A 19,222-nucleotide genomic window follows, 5' to 3' on the forward strand; every position below is an offset into this window, starting at 1 on the left:
TCCGGCTTTTTTGTGTAAGAACTATTATCAAGGATAATCGCCATATGCACTCTTTGTCTGAAAAAATCAAGCAAAAAGCCATAGAGATCGGATTCCAAAAGGTCGGCATCGTAGAGGCCGCTAATCTGATTGAAGAAGGCGCCCGTTTGAATGAATGGCTCAACAAAGGCTTTCACGGAGAGATGACATGGTTGGCACGCGACCCTGATAAACGCAGCGATCCGCGTCTGTTATTCCCGGAGGCAAGATCGGTCATCGTTGTTCTCTTAAATTACTATACCGATCATCAACACGATCAAAATACTGAAAAGGGTAAGCTGTCTCGTTACGCATGGGGCGATGATTATCACGATGTGGTAAGCGAAAAGCTGAAAGAGCTTTTCGCGTGGATCAAAGCCGAGAGCCCTAATGCCGAGGGCAAGATCTGCGTCGATACGGCTCCGATGATGGACAAGGCGTGGGCCGTGCGTGCCGGTTTAGGTTGGATCGGGAAGCACTCAAATCTGATCACGACCGACGTTGGTTCTTGGGTATTTATCGGCGAGATACTTCTTAATGTAGACCTCGAATATGACACTGAGATCGTCGAAGATCATTGCGGTACATGCACGGCCTGTCTCGATACCTGTCCGACAAACGCTATTGTCGAGCCGTATGTCGTTGATTCGCGAAAGTGTATCTCATACGCCACCATCGAATTGCGTGACGAAACTCTGCCAGCCGATGTTGCGGCAAAAATGGAAGGCTGGCTTTACGGCTGCGACGTTTGTCAGGACGTTTGCCCATGGAACCGTTTTGAAACTCCAACACAAGAAAGCCGTTTTGAGCCGCGAGAAGGCGAGACATCAATAGTTCTCGATGTAGTTTTATCCCTAACGCCGGAAAGCTACGCCGAACGCTTTCGCCGCACAGCGATCAAACGAGCCAAACTCCCGGGCTTAAAACGTAACGCAGAGGCTCTAAAGAAATCACCCCCGCCGAATGAAATTTGAACGCGAATTAAGAGGATTGAGCAGATTTTCCGGACTAATACTACAAATCCGGGGCTTTCCGCCTAATCCGCTAGATCCGCGTTGAAAAATTCTTGAGCATTTCGGTTATCATCTTATCTATGCCGCTCCGGGATGCTCACAACCGAATAATTCGCGATCTGCGCGTTTCGCTTACAGATCGCTGTAATTTTCGTTGTTTTTACTGTCTGCCAAATGGCGAGCCTCCGCTTGCTCGGAAAGAAACGATCTTGTCATTTGAGGAGATCGTATATCTGACCGATATTTTCGTTTCGCTTGGCATAGAAAAGATAAGGCTAACGGGCGGTGAACCTTTGATCAGGAAGGACGTTCCTAAGTTAGTTGCCGAGATAGCTAAATTAAAACCACAGCTTACTGACCTTGCTTTAACCACTAACGGATTCGATTTTCCCCGTCATGCCGCTGCGTTAAAAGATGCGGGACTCGACCGTGTCACGGTCAGCCTCGACAGTCTTGACCGTGAAAAATTTCTCGACATCACCGGCGTTGACGCTCTCGATAAAGTTTACGACGCGATCGACGCGGCGAAAAAGTTCGGGTTTGAGCCGATAAAGATCAATGCCTGTGTCGTGCGTGGACGCAACGACGACGAGATGGTGGATTTTGCGCGATTCGCGCGCGAATATGATGTGGCGATGAGGTTTATCGAGTTTATGCCGCTCGATAGCGGCAACGATTGGAGCCGTGAAATGGTCGTTCCAGGCAAGGAGATTCACGATACTATAAACGCTGTCTATCCGCTTCGACTAAAGGAATCGTCGCGCGGCAGCGAAACGGCTTGGAAATATGAATTCGCCGACGGAGCAAAAGGCGAGATCGGAATAATTGCACCCGTGACCGAAATGTTTTGCGGAGCCTGCTCACGCATCCGCCTCACCGCCGACGGCCAGATCCGCACGTGCCTCTTTTCAACCACCGAACATAATTTAAGGGACTTCGTCCGCAGCGGCGCCAACCGAGAAGAGATCGTGGACTTTATCGAAAACGTCGTCATGAAAAAAGAACCGCGTCACTATATTAATGACGCCGAATTTGTTCAGCCCTCGAGGACGATGAGTTTTATTGGGGGATAGAATCTAGTTGCCAATGCCAAGCCCAAATACTTTGAACCTTCCAGCCTCTTCGAAAATATAAAAGTAAAACAGATCGCGCTCGACAATAAACACGGCGCGACTGTCACTAACACCTAGGTTTGGCTCACCGTATTTTATTCGTGGCGAGCTAGAATCATGGAGAATGCCTTTCGCGTTTTCTTTGTACATAGAGGACGACATGGAATTTGGCGGAATTCGTTTACGAAAAAGTGAGGAAATACGATGCGCGTCCTTAATTAGTCCAAGTACTTCCGAACGAGTTTTAACATCCTCCTCACCTTCGTTGCAGCAAGCAGCGTCAGAAATCCAATTGCGGAAATAGGGAGATGATTTCATTGCAAAAACAATTTCGGGTGGATACAACTGTTCATCAACATCCTTTACTCTTTTCGTACTCAAACCCCAAAGATTGCTCAAATAGTAAACGTTCATGAATGCAATGTACATTTGATCGAGTGTCCTGTCGTTAACGCGCTGAACTTTTGTATTTGCTCCTCCTCGAAAGGCACGAGCATTACGGTTCCTTAATGTTCGGTCCACTGTGAAGAATTCTCGGTACGGCACAGCAAAATCAAGGGTGTCAAGAAATCGCGCAACAAACTTGTCAGCCGTTTCTTCAGCGCATCTAAGTTTCTCCATGTCTGATTTCGCCTTGTTACACGGCTTTCCCACGGCGAAAGTCGCATAGGCAGGCAAAACCAGCAAAAGAAAACTAAAAACAAGCATGAATTTTTTCCTGATGCCCATATAATTTTTTTTGATGCACTATTCTACTGAAAGATCTAGCTAATTCTGCTTCCTACCCATCATATCCAAACCTACCGCCGCGACAAGGATCGAGCCTTTGATGATGTCCTGCATAAAATCGCGAACGTTGAGCAACGACATACCGTTGTCTAGGCTCGCCATGATGAGTGCGCCGAGGCATGCTCCGAAGATGGTTCCGCGTCCGCCCATCAGACTCGCCCCACCAATAACACACGCGGCGATGGCGTCTAGTTCCTTTAAAACACCGGCATCCGGAGCGGAGCTTCCGACACGTGCGGTAAAGATCAATGCGGCGACACCGGTGAATGCTCCTAAGAGAGCGTAAACCTTAAGGATATTTCGTTTGTTATTTATTCCGGATAACCGAGCGGCATCGGCGTTACCGCCGATGGCATAGAGGTAGCGGCCAAAAACGGTTGAATTAGTCAGAAATCCGCCAAATAATGCGACCGCAAGCAATATTAGAACCGGGATCGGCACGCCTTGATATGCATTCATCACCCAAATAAACGCAACAATGCCGCCGATAGGAATAATCGCTTTAAGCAACTCGCCGCCGTAATTTGCTTCGCCAAGTCCGTAATCTTTGACCGATCTGGCTTTGCGATAGGTCATAAACAATACGAACGCAATAGCAGCCGTAGCCAATGCCCAACCGACGGACAAAGGTAGATTATTGTTGCCTATACCCTTAAAGGTTTCATCCGAGATCGGTATCGTATTGCCGCCGAGAAGCCATTTCACAGCGCCGCGCCAAGCAAGTAGCCCGCCTAGCGTAACGATAAACGCAGGGATATTCAGATACGCGGTCAACACCCCGTGAAAAACTCCGATAGCAACACCAACAACAATTGCCGCTATGATGGCAGACGGAAGTCCGTACTCCAAAACGGTAAGGACATAAGCCGCAGTGCCGCCCGCAAACCCCAACGCCGATCCAACCGACAGATCGATATGGCCCGAAACGATTACCATCAGCATCCCAACAGCAAGTATCGCCGTCACCGACATCTGCGTCATCAGATTAGAGAGATTGCGCGGCGTCAAAAAGATCGAATCGGTCGCCCAATGAAAATACGCCCAGATGATGCCCAATATGGCGATCATGATGTATGCCCGCAGCGTCGATTTGGTGATGCGTGTTTTGTTCGCTTCGTCCATGATGTTTAATTATTACCGGTCGCCGCAGCCATTACCTTTTCGGGAGTCGCCTCTTCGCGGGTGAATTCACCTGTAAGTTTGCCTTCGTATAAAACGATAACGCGGTCCGAAAGCCCGAGCACTTCGGGTAACTCAGATGAAACGAGTACGATCGCCATTCCCTGTTTTGCCAGCTTATTGATCTCAGTGTATATTTCCTGCTTTGCACCTACATCGATACCACGTGTCGGTTCGTCGAGGAAGAGAATTTTTGGCTTGGTCAAAAGCCATTTCCCGAGTACGACCTTTTGCTGATTGCCGCCTGAGAGTGTTCCGGCGATTGTCCTCGGCGAATTTGCCTTGATCCGCAGGCCTTTCATCGGTGCCTCAACTGCAATAGTTTCTCTTGTTCGATCAGTCAGAAACTTTCCGGATAAGGAGCGCAGGCCCGCAAGCGTCATGTTATCAGTGATCGTTTGATCGAGTAACAACCCATAACGCTTGCGATCCTCCGTCACAAATCCAATCCCGTTTGAAATAGCATCGGCCGGTGAATGAATGGAAGCCGGTTCGCCGTCGATCTCGATCTCACCCGAATATCTGCCACTCCAAGCTCCAAATATCGTCATCAAAAGCTCAGTGCGGCCAGCTCCCATTAAACCTGCAATGCCAAGCACCTCGCCTTTTCTCACATCGAACGAAATATTGTCAACCAACTTTTTCTCGGTGTCTTCAAGTGAGTACGCCGTTAGATCTTTGACGCTCAAAGCAGTTTTCCCGCAGTTATGCTCCGCCTTGGGGAAAATATCACCGACCTCACGGCCAACCATTGCCGCAATGACCTCGTTCTTATCCGTTTCGGCGGCGGCGTGTGTTGCAACCGTTTTGCCGTCACGCAGGACAGTGATGCGGTCACTCATTTTGAAAACCTCGTCGAGCTTGTGCGAAATATAGATCATCCCGACGCCACGCTCGCGAAGTTTTTCGAGTATGCCGAAAAGTGTCTCGACCTCCGACTCTGTCAGAGCGGCGGTCGGCTCGTCGAGGACGAGAATCTTAGCGTCCTGCGACAATGCTTTCGCGATCTCAACGAGTTGCTGCTGGCCTATGCCAAGCGTGGCGACCTGAACACGCGGATCGATAGGCAGATGTAGCTTCTGTAATAATTCAGCGGCCTTGTGATAAAGCTCGGACCAATTTATAACACCGAACCGAGACGGCTCTTTGCCGAGAAAGATGTTCTCACCAACAGTCAGTTCTTTTACAAGCGAAAGCTCCTGAAAGATGATCGCGATGCCCGCAGATTCCGAATCGCGTATCCCTCGAAAATGCCTGATCTCGTCATCTACCAATATATCGCCTTCAAAGGAGCCTTCGGGATAAACGCCGGACAGAACTTTCATCAGCGTCGATTTGCCGGCTCCGTTCTCGCCAACGAGCGCGTGAAATTCACCCGCATCAAGCGTAAAGCTCACGCCGTCCAGGGCCCTGACGCCGGGAAACTCCTTGACGATGTTTCGCATTTCAAGAAGAGGCATAGATGTTTGCCGGAGGCTATTCTTCGCCGATTCTACACGGCTTTTGCGCGTTTCCAAAATGAGTGTCAGAGTTAGTGGAAACGTGCTGTTTTACGCTCCATCAAAGGATATTCTATACTCTAAATATATGTCGGAACCCATCGCTATCGAATCCACTCTGAATGAGCGTCGTCTCTTCCCGCCGCCGCCAGCGTTTGCCGCAAATGCTCATATCAAAAGCTTTGACGAGTATGAGCGTTTGTATGCCGAGGCCGCTGCTGATCCGGAAGCATTTTGGGCGAAACAGGCAGAGAGTCTTGATTGGTTTCGGAAATGGGACACGATCCTCGAATGGAACGAGCCGTTTGCCAAGTGGTTTATTGGCGGCAAGATCAACATCTCTTACAACTGCCTCGACCGGCACCTTACCACGTCGCGAAAAAACAAAGCCGCTATCATCTGGGAAGGCGAGACGGGCGAGATAAAAACTATCACCTATCTCCAACTCCATCAGGAGGTCTCGCGATTTGCCAACGTTCTCAAAAGCTTGGGTGTAAAGACCGGCGACCGCGTCGCTCTATATATGCCGCTTGTCCCGGCTTTGGCTGTTGCAATGCTTGCCTGTGCTCGGATCGGCGCGACGCATACGGTGATTTTCGGCGGGTTTTCGGCTGACGCCATTCGCGACCGCGTTAATGATTGCGGGTGCAAGCTCATTGTCACCGCTGACGGCGGTTATCGGCGTGGGTCCGAGATCAAATTAAAAGATATCGTCGATGAGGCCGCAAAAGAATGTCCGGGCGTCGAGAATATCGTCGTCTTTCAACGGACGCATTCAAAAGTATCGATGAAGCCGGGTCGCGACCATTGGTGGCACGAATTGACGAGGACAGTAGGTGCAAACTGTCCTGCCGAAGAGCTCGATTCCGAGCATCCGCTTTTTATCCTTTACACCTCGGGAACGACCGGCAAACCAAAGGGCATTCTGCATACGACGGGCGGCTACCTTACCCAAACAGCTTACACAACGAAGATGATCTTTGATCTCAAGGACGAAGATATCTATTGGTGTACTGCTGATATCGGCTGGGTGACAGGACACAGTTATGTCGTTTACGGGCCGCTTGCAAACGGAGCGACTGTCTTTATGTACGAAGGGGCTCCGAATTTTCCCGATTTTGACCGGTTTTGGGACATCGTCGAACGCCACAAGATCACGATCTTTTACACGGCCCCAACAGCCATTCGTGCATTTATAAAATGGGGCGAGCAGTATCCGCTCAAACATGATCTTTCGTCTTTAAGACTTTTAGGTACGGTCGGCGAGCCTATAAATCCAGAGGCATGGATGTGGTATCACGAGGTGATCGGCAAAGGAAAATGTCCGATCGTCGATACATGGTGGCAAACGGAAACCGGCTCGGCGATGATCTCACCGCTGCCCGGCGCAACACCGACCGTGCCGGGAACTGCCACGCTGCCAATACCGGGCATTATTCTCGATGTTGTGACCAAGGCAGGAAAGCCTGTCGGAGTAAACGAAGGCGGTTATCTCGTCGCCAAACACCCGTGGCCGTCGATGCTTCGCACATTGTGGGGCGACGACGAACGCTACAAACAGGCTTACTGGTCAGAAATTCCCGGTTTCTATTTCGCCGGCGATGGAGCGCGGCGTGATGAGAACGGCTATTTTTGGATAATGGGCCGCGTCGATGACGTGATAAATGTCAGCGGCCACCGTCTTGGCACTGCGGAGATCGAATCTGCGCTCGTCTCACATGAAGCCGTCGCCGAGGCTGCCGTAGTTGGCCGTCCGGACGAGCTAAAGGGTCAGGCGATCGCAGCTTTTGTGACGCTTACGGGCGGGCATGTTGGCGGCGATGAGCTTAAAAATGAGCTTCGCTACCATGTCGCAAAAGAGATCGGTGCGCTGGCAAAACCCGATGATATTCGTTTTACCGATTCGCTTCCAAAGACGCGTTCGGGCAAGATCATGCGACGCCTGCTTCGTGAGATCGCATCGGGCGGCACAGTCGCGGGCGATGTCACGACGCTCGAAGATCTATCTGTACTGGAAAAATTACGAGAAGACGAAGAATAATATATGACAAACGCAAATTTAGAAACAGCAACGCTCGCGGCAGGATGTTTTTGGTGTGTCGAAGCAGTTTTTGACGATCTGAAAGGCGTTGAAGATGTTGTTTCGGGATATTCCGGCGGCCATACCGAAAATCCGACTTACCAACAAGTCTGTTCCGAAACGACAGGCCACGCCGAGGTAGTGCAAATAAAATTCGATCCATCCGAACTCTCGTTCGCCGATCTTTTGCGCGTCTTTTTCACCGTTCACGACCCGACGCAGCTAAACCGTCAGGGCAACGACATTGGCACGTCGTATCGCTCCGCGATCTTTTATCATTCCGAAGAACAGAAACGCACCGCCGAAGAAGTCATCGCCGAGATCACCGCAGAAGACATCTACGACAAGCCGATCGTCACCGAGGTCACCGCCTTTGGAAAATTCTGGCCGGGCGAGGATTATCATCAAGAGTATTTCGCAAATAACCCTGCACAACCTTACTGTGCTGCTGTCGTTGCACCTAAAGTAGCAAAGTTTCGCCAGAAATTTGCCGCACGGCTGAAAAAGTAGCTGTTTAGAATTGTTAAATTTTGTTTGACAGTTTTGCCTTTGTGATGTATCTTTTCAACTAGGAAGTGCAACACCGCTGTGTCTGCACTGCAATTCCACAAACCGCGCTCCATTCAAATTCAAACTGCCTTGAGATCCATTTTAAGACATTCTTAAATGGATCCGGATCCATCACCATATGAACCCCTTCACCCTGTTGGCTCGTTACCGAGCATTCGCTCTTCTAGCATTGATCTTATTTTCGCTGTTCGTTATCGCGTTTTCAAAAGACTCTCGCTCTAACGCGCAGGAACTTACATTTGCCGAGCTTATGTCCGGCTTTAGCGGCACGCCCACACCGGAACTTGTCGACGTTGTTTTGGCAGGCACCATCTCGGGCAGGGTCTTTCAGGACTATAATGCAAATGGAACATATGACACTGCGGCCGGCCTCAACTCAATTGATGTCGGCATCGGAGCCGTGACCGTGAGTGCTTTCGACTCCGCCGGAGTTGCCCGAGGCACCACGACCACCGCATCTGACGGCACATATTCGCTTGCGGCAACCGGTACCGGACCGTATAGACTTGAATTTACTACATTGCCTACAGGATATACGCCATCGGCACGCAGCACGGATTCGGTTCTTGGCGGCACAGCGACAAACACTGGTTCGACGGTTCAGTTTGTCAATGATCTAAACACTACTAATGTCAATCTGGCATTGACCCTCGCGGACGAGTATTGTCAAAACAATCCAACACTCGTCACATCGCGATATGCTCAAGGCGCGTCAAACGGAACATACTCTGCCAATGCCGTCCTTTACGACTATCCCTATAATTCAGGCACGACCTACACTGACACAACGGTAGCAAATTACGATAGTCCTCTAACTCATTCGCTTACGACTACTGCTGCAACTGTAGGCACGATCTATTCGCTCGCATACAACTCCTCGGCCAACAGGCTCTATGCAGCGTCGTATTTTAAACGTCATTCCGGCTTTGGACCGGGTGCTGACGGCACGCTTAACACCAGTGACGATCCTGGCGCTATCTATGTTGTCAATCCGGCAAACAGTGCGGTTACAAGCATCTTCACCCTTCCAAACGCGACAACCAATAATCACGACACCACTGATTACGGAGCAGATAACAACGACACCGGTTGGAACGGGGTCGGCAAGAGCAGCATCGGCGGCATGGACATCGCTGATGACAACAGTCGCCTTTTTGTAATGAATTTACAAGACCGCAGCCTCTATGCTTTGAACCCAACGACTGGTGCGAGCCTTGGCAACAGTGTGTCGGTTACGACTCTTACTCTTCCAACACCGGCCGGTTCAGCAACGAACTGTTCTACTGGAACTGGCAACACTAATAAACGTCCGTTCGCAGTAAAATATTATCGCGGCAGCGTTTACATTGGTGTTCTCTGTACGGCTGAGACCAGTCAGAACGCCGCCAACCTTTACGCGTACGTATTCCAGGTCAATCCGACCACACTTGCCATCACTTCGACGCCGGTATTCAGCACGCAGCTCAATTATGCTCGCGGACTTGCCGATCCGGGCCAGGCCGCAGAATGGCGTCCGTGGGTAACGACCATTCAAGCTGACTTTGCCTATCCGCAGCCTATGTTCACGAGCCTTGAGTTTGAGAACGGCAACATGATACTCGGTCTTCGCGACCGCACGGGTGATTCGGCATTGGATGCCGGCCCTGACGCTAAAAGAACTGCCGGCGACACGATCCGTGCCTGCGGCAGCTTTGGCTCATGGACACTCGAGAGCAATGGACGCTGCGGCGGAACCGGAACTGCTCCTCAGGGAACCGGACAGGGTCCAGGCAATGGCGAGTTTTATCACGACGACGATTTCTGTACGACACCAAACGGCGGCAATTACCACGATGAAGTTTCGTGGGGTTCGCTTATGTTTCTGCCGGGACGCCAGCATGTCATTACAACGCTGCTTGATCCGATCGACCGCCAGATCTCAAGCGGTGCAACTTTCGATGGCGGCATACGCTACTTCAATAACAACACTGGCAGTGCAGAGCGCGCTTATCGCATATACAACGGTCTCGGCGGTGTCGGCCAACCTGATTTTGGTAAGGCAAACGGCCTCGGAGGCATCTCGGCCATGTGTTCAGCGGCTCCGATCGAGATCGGCAACCGTGTCTGGCGCGACTCTAACAACAACGGTGTCCAGGATCCTGGAGAAAATGGGATCGCGAACATAACAGTTCGTTTATACCAAGGTTCCACTCTGGTCGGAACAGCGGTAACGGATTCCAACGGCGAATATTATTTTGTGTCGAGTACCGTCGTCGATCCGAATACCACTGACAACATTGGTCAAGTTAACGGCGGCGTTCTCCCAAACACGTCGTACCAGATCCGGCTCGACCTTCCGGCCAACTATACTTCCGGCAATCCTTTGTCAGGTCTGATATTGACAACAGCTAACCAAACGTCACAGCTCGGTAACGACGACTCGTCCGATTCCGATGCAGCTAACGTACTAAATCCGACGGGCTCACCTGCCGGAACATTTCCAGTCATCAGTCTAACGACCGGTGGCGTCGGCGCGAACGATCACACTTTCGACACAGGATTTGGCACCGCTCCTACACCGACAGCAACCGCGACATCGACTTCTACGTCCACACCAACACCGTCAAACACTCCGACAAATACACCAACAAGCACCGCGACTGCAACTTTTACACCAACGCCAACCAATACGTCCACCTCAACCGCAACGGCGACATTTACTCCGACACCAACGGCAACCGAGACATTTACTCCTACCGCGACTGCCACTGAAACGTTTACTCCAACGGCCACAGCTACGGAAACCTTTACTCCAACGGCTACGGCTACAGAAACGTTCACTCCAACCGCAACCGCAACTGAGACTTTTACTCCGACTGCAACCGCTACGGAAACATTCACCCCGACAGCGACTGCAACAGAAACGTTTACTCCGACAGCTACCGCAACTGAGACTTTTACTCCGACTGCAACCGCAACGGAAACGTTTACTCCGACTGCAACTGCGACAGAAACGTTCACCCCAACAGCGACAGCCACGGAGACGTTTACTCCAACGGCAACCGCTACCGAAACATTCACTCCGACAGCAACCGCCACGGAGACGTTTACCCCCACAGATACCCCAACTGACACGCCAACAGACACACCGACTGCAACTGCAACTGAGACATTTACTCCAACGGCGACGGCAACCGAGACATTTACTCCGACTGCAACGGCGACAGAAACGTTTACCCCAACAGCGACAGCCACGGAGACATTTACTCCAACGGCAACCGCAACGGAAACATTTACTCCGACAGCAACTGCCACGGAGACGTTTACTCCGACAGCTACCGCAACTGAGACATTTACTCCAACGGCGACGGCAACCGAGACATTCACTCCGACTGCAACTGCGACAGAAACGTTTACCCCAACAGCGACAGCCACGGAGACATTTACTCCAACGGCAACCGCAACGGAAACATTTACTCCGACAGCAACTGCCACGGAGACGTTTACTCCAACGGCAACCGCTACGGAGACATTTACTCCGACTGCAACGGCGACAGAAACGTTTACTCCGACAGCGACAGCTACGGAAACGTTTACTCCAACGGCTACAGCTACGGAAACATTCACTCCGACAGATACGCCAACAGCAACCGCGACGGAGACGTTTACACCAACCGCAACCGCAACAGAGACATTCACTCCAACCGATACTCCAACAGCGACCGCTACTGAAACATTCACGCCGACGCCGACTGACACTCCGACGGATACACCAACTGCAACGGCGACAGAAACATTTACTCCAACCGATACTCCAACGGCGACGGCTACGGAAACATTCACTCCGACAGCAACCGCGACCGAAACCTTCACTCCGACTGCAACAGCGACCGAAACCTTCACACCGACAGCTACCGCGACGGAGACATTTACTCCAACGGCGACTGCGACCGAAACTTTCACACCGACTGCTACTGCAACGGAAACATTTACTCCAACGGCTACGGAGACATCGACTTCGACTCCGACGGCCACTGAGACATTTACCCCAACAGCAACCGCTACGGAGACGTTTACTCCAACGAATACGCCTACCGATACACCTACAAATACTCCAACCGCGACTGCAACTGAGACTTTCACTCCGACTGCAACAGCAACACAGACATTTACCCCGACCGATACGCCAACTGCTACCGCTACGGAAACTTTCACTCCGACGCCGACTGACACGCCGACAGATACACCAACAGCAACGGCGACAGAGACGTTTACTCCGACTGCAACAGCCACAGAAACGTTCACACCGACAGCTACGGCGACGGAAACGTTTACACCAACCGCAACAGCTACGGAGACATTTACTCCGACAGCTACCGCAACCGAGACATTCACTCCGACTGCAACTGCCACGGAGACGTTTACTCCGACAGCTACCGCAACTGAGACATTTACTCCAACGGCGACGGCAACCGAGACATTCACTCCGACTGCAACTGCGACAGAGACGTTTACTCCAACGGCAACTGCTACGGAAACGTTTACGCCAACGGCGACAGCCACCGAGACGTTTACTCCAACCGCGACAGCCACGGAAACGTTCACGCCAACGGCAACAGCAACGGAGACATTTACTCCAACAGCAACAGCCACGGAAACGTTCACGCCAACGGCAACAGCAACGGAGACATTTACTCCAACGGCAACTGCGACGGAAACGTTGACTCCAACGCCAACCGCGACGGAGACTTTTACACCAACTGCCACCGCAACTGAAACATTTACGCCAACAGCGACGAATACTCCGACAAATACTCCGACGGTGGTTCCAACGAGTACCGCAACAAGTACGCCTACAAACACGCCAACTGCGACGTTTACTCCAACAAGCACGCCAACAGCAACATTTACGCCCACAAATACGCCGACGGTGACAAACACCCCGACAAATACACCTACGGCGACGAGTACAGCGACAGCAACTGCGACCGCTACTCCGCTCGGATGCCCTCAGTTCTTCGATACGACGGCTGTGCCTAATCTGCCGACTGGATGGATCTCGATCGCAAACGGCGGGCCGGCTCGATGGGTGACGTCGAATGTTAATTCAGATTCGCCTACAAACAATGCTTTCGCTGCGTCGGCAACCTCGATAGGTACGACTGAACTGATCACACCAAGTTATCCGGTCTCACCCAGCAGTCTTCAGTTGACGTTCAGGAATGCGTTTAATCTTGAAGATGCCGGTTCAGCATCACCGACGGGATTTGATGGAATGGTCCTCGAGATCAGCATCAACGGAAATCCTTTCCAGGATATTGTTGACGCGGGCGGCAGCTTTGTGACCGGCGGTTATAATAAGGTCATCAGCAACCAATTTGGCAGCCCTCTAAGCGGACGAGCTGCGTGGAGCGGACTGTCAGGAGGAACCGTGGTTGTGCCCGCCTATATAACGACGACGGTAAATCTGCCTGCATCTGCCGATGGCCAGACAGTTAAATTAAGATGGCTCGTTGCATCTGACAGCAGCGGTGTCGCTCTCGGCGATCAGGGAGTCCGCATAGATTCCGTTATCGGCGCTGCATGCAGCACGACCGCCGCAGGAGCTTCGGTCTCAGGACGTGTTCAGATCGAAACCGGCCAGTCGCTTGTCAACGCAACGGTGTCGATCGCCGATGGCGACGGATTCGTGCGAACAACTAGATCAACTTCGTTCGGATACTATAGTTTCGACGGTATTCCGGTCGGACGAAACTATATCCTTAGAGTGGATTCGCGACACTATAGCTTCAATCCGATGGTTGTTAGTGTCTTTGACAATTTGACTGATGTGGATTTTGTTGGTTGGTAGAAATACCGATCAAAGACCACTAAAGGCGGCTTTCGAGCCGCCTTTTTTTGCGCATTTTTACATCTTGCCTAAAAGCATCAGCACTCCGATGATGATAAATGCCGCCGCGACGATCCGCTGAAGCCACTCGGTCGGAACATATTCGCTCAAAACCCCTCCGAGCAGCACACCCAAAAGAGTAACGGTTATAAGTGCAAGGCTCGCGCCGAGAAACACGGATATTTTGGATTCCGTGCTCGCCGTCATTGTGATCACGGCAAGCTGCGTCTTGTCGCCAAGCTCTGCCAAAAATAATGTTAAGAAAGCCGTTCCAAATATTTTCCAATCCATAAGTCGAGTCCGCAGTCTAGAGTAGTGAGTCTTACGTCTAATGTTGACAGTTTCGACGTAAGACTTCAAAATCAAAACGCGCAGACTCACGACTTCAGACTCACAACTCAAGACTCGAATTATGGCAAATTCTCTATTTCGCAAAAAGTCTATCGCTCAGATACAGGCCGACGCGGCCGCAGGATTGTCGGACCATTTAGGCGATGTCGGCAGCGGTACCGAAGGCACGGCGACGCTCCGCCGATCGCTTGGCGTGTTTGATCTGACATTGATGGGAATTGCCGCGATCATTGGAGCGGGAATTTTTGCAATGGTCGGTAAGGCATCGTATAACGGCGGCCCGGCTGTAGCTTTGTTGTTTGTATTTACAGCCACCGCATGTGCGTTCTCTGCACTTTGCTACGCAGAGTTTGCCTCGCGAATTCCGGTCGCGGGTTCGGCATATACATACGCTTATGCATCAATGGGCGAGCTTATCGCGTGGATCATCGGCTGGGACCTTATCGTAGAATACGCTATCGGCAACATCGCGGTCGCGATTTCGTGGAGCGATTATTTTACGGGCTGGTTAAAGGGATATGGTATCAACATTCCGCTGCATTTCACGATGGATTTTGTCACCGCGAGCCGTGGCTATAATGCCGTACAAGATGCAATTGCAGGAGGAGCAACGGTCGATGTTTTAACAAAAGCGTGTGACGCTAAGGACGCCGTTGTCAACTGCGGACAGGTCGATGGATATTTGGCGTGGCTCAATTCGCCGCACATCGGCTCGATACCGATTGTTGCCGACATTCCGGCGCTCGGCATCGTGGTTGTAATTACGACATTAGTCTATATCGGAATTCGCGAGTCGAAATTTGCGTCAAATATAATGACGTGCCTAAAGATCGGAATCATTCTGCTCGTGATTTTTCTCGGCCTCAATTACGTTAATCCTTCAAACTGGTCGCCATTTGCTCCGAACGGCATAGAAGGAGTGCTGAAGGGCGTTTCAGCAGTCTTTTTTGCGTACATCGGTTTTGACGCATTGTCCACGACCGCCGAAGAGTGTAAGAATCCTCAACGCGATCTGCCGATAGCGATGATCTTGTCGCTGGTGATCTGTACTGTTCTTTATATAGCGATCGCGCTGGTTCTGACGGGAATGGTCAGCTACACAAAGCTCGACGTCGGCGATCCGCTTGCGTTTGTTTTCGGCCCGGAAGGTGCGAATATGCCGTGGGTTGCGGGAATTATTGCCATAAGTGCAGTGATCGCTTTGGCAACAGTATTTCTGGTTTTCCAGATCGGCCAGCCGCGTTTGTGGATGGCGATGAGCCGCGACGGACTGCTGCCGAAAGTATTTTCTTCGATTCACCCAAAATTCAAAACTCCATGGTTTGCAACCATAATTACAGGCATCGTAGTAGCAATTCCCGCGTTATTTATGAACCTGACCGAGGTAACGGACCTAGCAAGCATCGGCACACTGTTTGCGTTTGTCGTAGTTTGTGCAGGCGTCTTGTTTAAAGATAAAGAGTTTAAGGAAAGTGGAACCAGGTTTGTGCCGTACTTCAATTCACAGTTCAGCTTACCGGTAATATTGATCGCAGTTTTTGCGGTAATTTATTATTTTAATCCGACTTTCATGAGCGATTTTCTAACACTGACTCCCGAGAAAGGAGAGTCATTGTTAGCGGCATTTTCTCATAAAATTCCGCTCTTGATCTTTTATTTAACTGCTCTTGTCCTTGTATTTCTAAGTTTGACCAAAAAGCTGTCGCTGATACCGATCTTGGGATTACTTTCGTGTCTTTACCTCATGACCGAACTCGGTGTGACAAACTGGCTGAGGTTCGGGATCTGGCTGATCGTTGGACTCCTTGTTTATGCATTCTACGGCTACAAAAACAGCCATCTCAGCCGTGTTGCTCAAACATAAAAAACTTTAAAAGTATCTTTACAATTTTGCCCGAACCAAACTTGATCAAAGAGCGTCTTAACATATGGACAGATCCAAATATCGATTTTTAGGAGCAATAATTATGAAAAAGAATTTTATGTTGGCAGCGTTTCTTTCGCTGTTCGTTGCGTTATCGGCCTCGGCACAGGATAAGGCAGCGAATTTTTCGGGCACATGGACACTCGATGTCAGCAAATCGAAAATGAGCGACCGCATGCCGATCGAGTCACAGACTTTGACCGTCACTCAAACGGACAAAGACATCAAGATCGAAACGGCGACCAAACGTCCGCCTCCGCCGACAGACGCACCGCAAGGCGGGCAAATGGGCGGACGTAAGCCAGGCAGTGCGATGGGCGACGGAACGAAAACTTACAGTTTGGACGGCAAGGAAGCCAAAACAGACGTTGAAGGGCCGATGGGCTCAATGCCTGAGATTACAAAAGCAAAAATAGAAAGCGGTAAACTGAAACTATCGAATTCACGCAGTTTTAGCGGACCAATGGGCGAAGTGACGATGACATCCAAGGAAACGTGGGAGCTGTCATCCGACGGCAACACTTTGACAGTCAACTCGGAGCGAAGCACGCCGAGAGGCAGCGAATCTTCAACAAAGGTTTTTACTAAGAAATCGTAAACTTTTAGCCAGATCCTCGTTTTAAGGCTGCCTGCAAGGGCAGCCTTTTCTAATGCAGAGGATGTAAATAATGATAAAAATGCCGGATGTCATCGACGACGATGTGAATAGAAGACGAGAAACACAGGCTAGCGCCGAACAGTGCTGATACCAAGCTAAATACATTATCCGCAGTGATTTAGCGGAAATCGCCTCAAAAAGGCCATCGGAACACCCCCAAAAAGCCATCTTAGACTCCTAAAAAGCCATCGCAGACCCCCAAAAAGCCATCAGGAAAATCGTAAATCTTTAATGCCTGATACCCGCCATCATCGTTTTGCGGACACGTGATCATCACAGCTTGATGACGCCCTTCATCCCGCCCATCAACCCGGCAAATTACATTGACGGAAACTTATTCGTCAAATTGTAATTCTTCGATGATCTCAGCCATATATTTTTTGCCGAGGTCGAGTTCGTCGGGTTTCAGTGAAACTGCGCCGACAACGGCGTGGCCGCCGCCGCCGTAGCGTTCGCAGATCTCGGCGATATTGTGAGTACGCGGACGCGGCGACCAAGGGTTTGAGCCGACTGATATTTTCGTGCGGAACTCGCTTTGGGTTAGAGCGACATTGTAGGTCGTTTCGGGATAAAAATAATACGGTATGAATTTGTTGTAACCATCGATGTCCGTGTCGGTCAGATCAAAACGAACAACGCCGCGTTCGTATTGGGCATGTTCCTTGATCAGATTTACCGTGTTCCAATGGCGTTCGAGGATCGGCGTGAGCTTTGCCTGTATTTCCTCGCTTTCCACGATCTCGTCTAGTGATCTTTCAGTCAGATATCTGATTACCTGTTCGACAAATGCCGGATCTTTTTCACCTTCGATGACCTGCATTAGTTTCAAAGCAGAAGAACGCAGCTCGACGCATTGTGCGGGCGATTCGTAAAGAGCACCGTCGATAATGTGTGCCCACTCGATAAGCTCGGCAAGCGATTCGTCCTCGAAATCAAATTTTTCTTTTGCTATGCGAGCTATGAACTCAGCGCATGATTTACTTGTCGTATCAAGAAATTTTTTGCCCGAGGTATCGGCAAGAAAATGCTCTTGGTCCGACGGCGAAAGAAAAGCCGATTGATGATGGTCAAACCACCATGTCAGCCGTTCGTCCGGGCAGTATTTAAAATCGACGATCGCATTATCGTCACCGTCAAACTGATCGCGGTCAAACGCATTTCCGGCGCGATGCATAGTCGGTGTGTAGGCGATCTCGGCATTCTCATCGACTTTCGCACGATAAAATTTGCTGAATATAGCTGCCGATGCCGCGCCGTCAAAACAGTTGCCGTGATAAAGTATCCTAAGTTTCATAAGTATTGATAGCCCGCACATGTCTTTAGATCCCTTACTTACGTGCGGGCTACTGACACGGCGCAAAACATATTAGGCTAGAGGACGCCGGGCTTCGCGTCAAGGAAACATAAATGAATATCAGAATCGCAACAACAAACGATATCGGCTCACTGGTCGAATTTAACAGGGCAATGGCCCTTGAAACCGAAGGGAAACGCCTGGATACGGAGATTGTCCGACCGGCGGTTGAGAGCATATTTGAGGATAAGGCAAAAGGATTCTATGTTGTTGCTGACGAGGATGGCGAGATAGCCGGAGCTCTACTCGTGACGTATGAATGGAGCGATTGGCGAAACGCATGGTGGTGGTGGGTTCAAAGCGTTTACATTCGCCCCGAAGCCCGCGGAAAGCGAATTTACAGCCTACTTTACGATTTCGTAAAGACACATGCCGCGGCGACAGGGAATGTTTACGGCATCCGGCTCTACGTTGAAAATGAAAACACGCACGCCCAACGCGTCTATGAAAAATTGGGCATGAAGCAGTCGCCATACAAGATGTATGACGAGGTATTATGACCAAGATAAGCGAAGCCGAGTTCGCACGCATCTGCGAAGGAATAGCTGAAGATCGCGAAAGCATAATAAAGCACAACCCGATCGGCACGGACGAAGAAGTACTGCTCTGGATGCTATTAAGCTGCTTGATAACCTATTTGAGCCTTACCGAAATCGAAACGCCTTGCTTTACCGGCAAGCCAGATGCAAAAACTTATCGCGATGCAATTATTTTTGTACTAAACGAACGTCGCTTTGACGATTTTGATCCGGTTCAATATTTAGACCACATAGAAACATAGTTCACATAGATTTTTTCTGACTATG

Annotated in this window: 14 protein-coding genes; 9 read left to right on the forward strand and 5 right to left on the reverse strand. The window is 50.5% G+C overall.

Annotation, left to right across the window (positions count from 1 at the left end; genetic code table 11):
• The first annotated feature begins 44 nt into the window (after positions 1-44).
• Together queG and moaA are read left to right on the forward strand one after the other, a co-directional pair.
• A complete protein-coding gene (gene queG, locus IPL32_06695; protein MBK8465503.1) occupies positions 45-992 on the forward strand; it encodes a tRNA epoxyqueuosine(34) reductase QueG in 948 nt (315 codons plus the stop codon).
• A 119-nt stretch (positions 993-1,111) separates the two neighbouring features.
• The gene (moaA, locus tag IPL32_06700; protein MBK8465504.1) at positions 1,112-2,104 is read left to right on the forward strand and encodes a GTP 3',8-cyclase MoaA; all 993 of its coding nucleotides are present in this window, start codon (positions 1,112-1,114) and stop codon (positions 2,102-2,104) included.
• Between the two features lie 3 nt (positions 2,105-2,107).
• On the opposite strand, the gene IPL32_06705 is transcribed toward moaA, so the two are convergent.
• The 3 genes from IPL32_06705 to IPL32_06715 all read right to left on the reverse strand — a co-directional run bounded on the left by IPL32_06705 (position 2,108) and on the right by IPL32_06715 (position 5,571).
• A complete protein-coding gene (locus IPL32_06705) occupies positions 2,108-2,665 on the reverse strand; it encodes a hypothetical protein (GenBank protein MBK8465505.1) in 558 nt (185 codons plus the stop codon).
• A 246-nt stretch (positions 2,666-2,911) separates the two neighbouring features.
• Positions 2,912-4,054 (reverse strand): sugar ABC transporter permease, encoded by a 1,143-nt coding sequence (locus tag IPL32_06710; GenBank protein MBK8465506.1) that lies wholly within the window; start codon positions 4,052-4,054, stop codon positions 2,912-2,914.
• 5 nt (positions 4,055-4,059) lie between these two features.
• The gene (locus IPL32_06715) at positions 4,060-5,571 is read right to left on the reverse strand and encodes a xylose ABC transporter ATP-binding protein (GenBank protein ID MBK8465507.1); all 1,512 of its coding nucleotides are present in this window, start codon (positions 5,569-5,571) and stop codon (positions 4,060-4,062) included.
• Between the two features lie 127 nt (positions 5,572-5,698).
• On the opposite strand from IPL32_06715, the gene acs reads away from it, so the two are divergent.
• The 3 genes from acs to IPL32_06730 all read left to right on the forward strand — a co-directional run bounded on the left by acs (position 5,699) and on the right by IPL32_06730 (position 14,090).
• Positions 5,699-7,651 (forward strand): acetate--CoA ligase, encoded by a 1,953-nt coding sequence (gene acs / locus IPL32_06720; GenBank protein MBK8465508.1) that lies wholly within the window; start codon positions 5,699-5,701, stop codon positions 7,649-7,651.
• 3 nt (positions 7,652-7,654) lie between these two features.
• Positions 7,655-8,200 carry a peptide-methionine (S)-S-oxide reductase MsrA gene (msrA, locus tag IPL32_06725; protein MBK8465509.1) on the forward strand — a complete coding sequence of 182 codons (546 nt, stop codon included), beginning with the start codon at positions 7,655-7,657 and terminating at the stop codon, positions 8,198-8,200.
• Positions 8,201-8,378: 178 nt separating this feature from the next.
• Positions 8,379-14,090, forward strand: coding sequence for a hypothetical protein (locus tag IPL32_06730; protein ID MBK8465510.1), 5,712 nt, complete (start codon positions 8,379-8,381; stop codon positions 14,088-14,090).
• Positions 14,091-14,147: 57 nt separating this feature from the next.
• Here the strand turns inward: IPL32_06730 and IPL32_06735 are convergent, their stop codons facing one another.
• Entirely contained in the window at positions 14,148-14,420 is a 273-nt protein-coding gene (locus tag IPL32_06735; protein ID MBK8465511.1) for a TMEM165/GDT1 family protein, read from the reverse strand.
• 121 nt (positions 14,421-14,541) lie between these two features.
• Between IPL32_06735 and IPL32_06740 the strand changes: the two genes are divergently transcribed.
• Together IPL32_06740 and IPL32_06745 are read left to right on the forward strand one after the other, a co-directional pair.
• Positions 14,542-16,344, forward strand: coding sequence for an amino acid permease (locus IPL32_06740; protein MBK8465512.1), 1,803 nt, complete (start codon positions 14,542-14,544; stop codon positions 16,342-16,344).
• 103 nt (positions 16,345-16,447) lie between these two features.
• Entirely contained in the window at positions 16,448-17,002 is a 555-nt protein-coding gene (locus IPL32_06745; GenBank protein ID MBK8465513.1) for a hypothetical protein, read from the forward strand.
• A 394-nt stretch (positions 17,003-17,396) separates the two neighbouring features.
• Here the strand turns inward: IPL32_06745 and IPL32_06750 are convergent, their stop codons facing one another.
• Positions 17,397-18,356 (reverse strand): phosphoesterase, encoded by a 960-nt coding sequence (locus IPL32_06750; protein MBK8465514.1) that lies wholly within the window; start codon positions 18,354-18,356, stop codon positions 17,397-17,399.
• 113 nt (positions 18,357-18,469) lie between these two features.
• Here IPL32_06750 and IPL32_06755 point away from each other — a divergent pair, with 113 nt between their 5' ends.
• Entirely contained in the window at positions 18,470-18,916 is a 447-nt protein-coding gene (locus tag IPL32_06755; protein ID MBK8465515.1) for a GNAT family N-acetyltransferase, read from the forward strand.
• On the forward strand, positions 18,913-19,197 hold the full coding sequence (locus IPL32_06760; GenBank protein MBK8465516.1) for a hypothetical protein: 285 nt from the start codon (positions 18,913-18,915) through the stop codon (positions 19,195-19,197). Before IPL32_06755 ends, IPL32_06760 begins: the two co-directional genes overlap by 4 nt.
• Positions 19,198-19,222 lie beyond the last annotated feature (25 nt).

The sequence above is a fragment of the Chloracidobacterium sp. genome (assembly GCA_016711345.1).
GTDB lineage: Bacteria > Acidobacteriota > Blastocatellia > Pyrinomonadales > Pyrinomonadaceae > OLB17.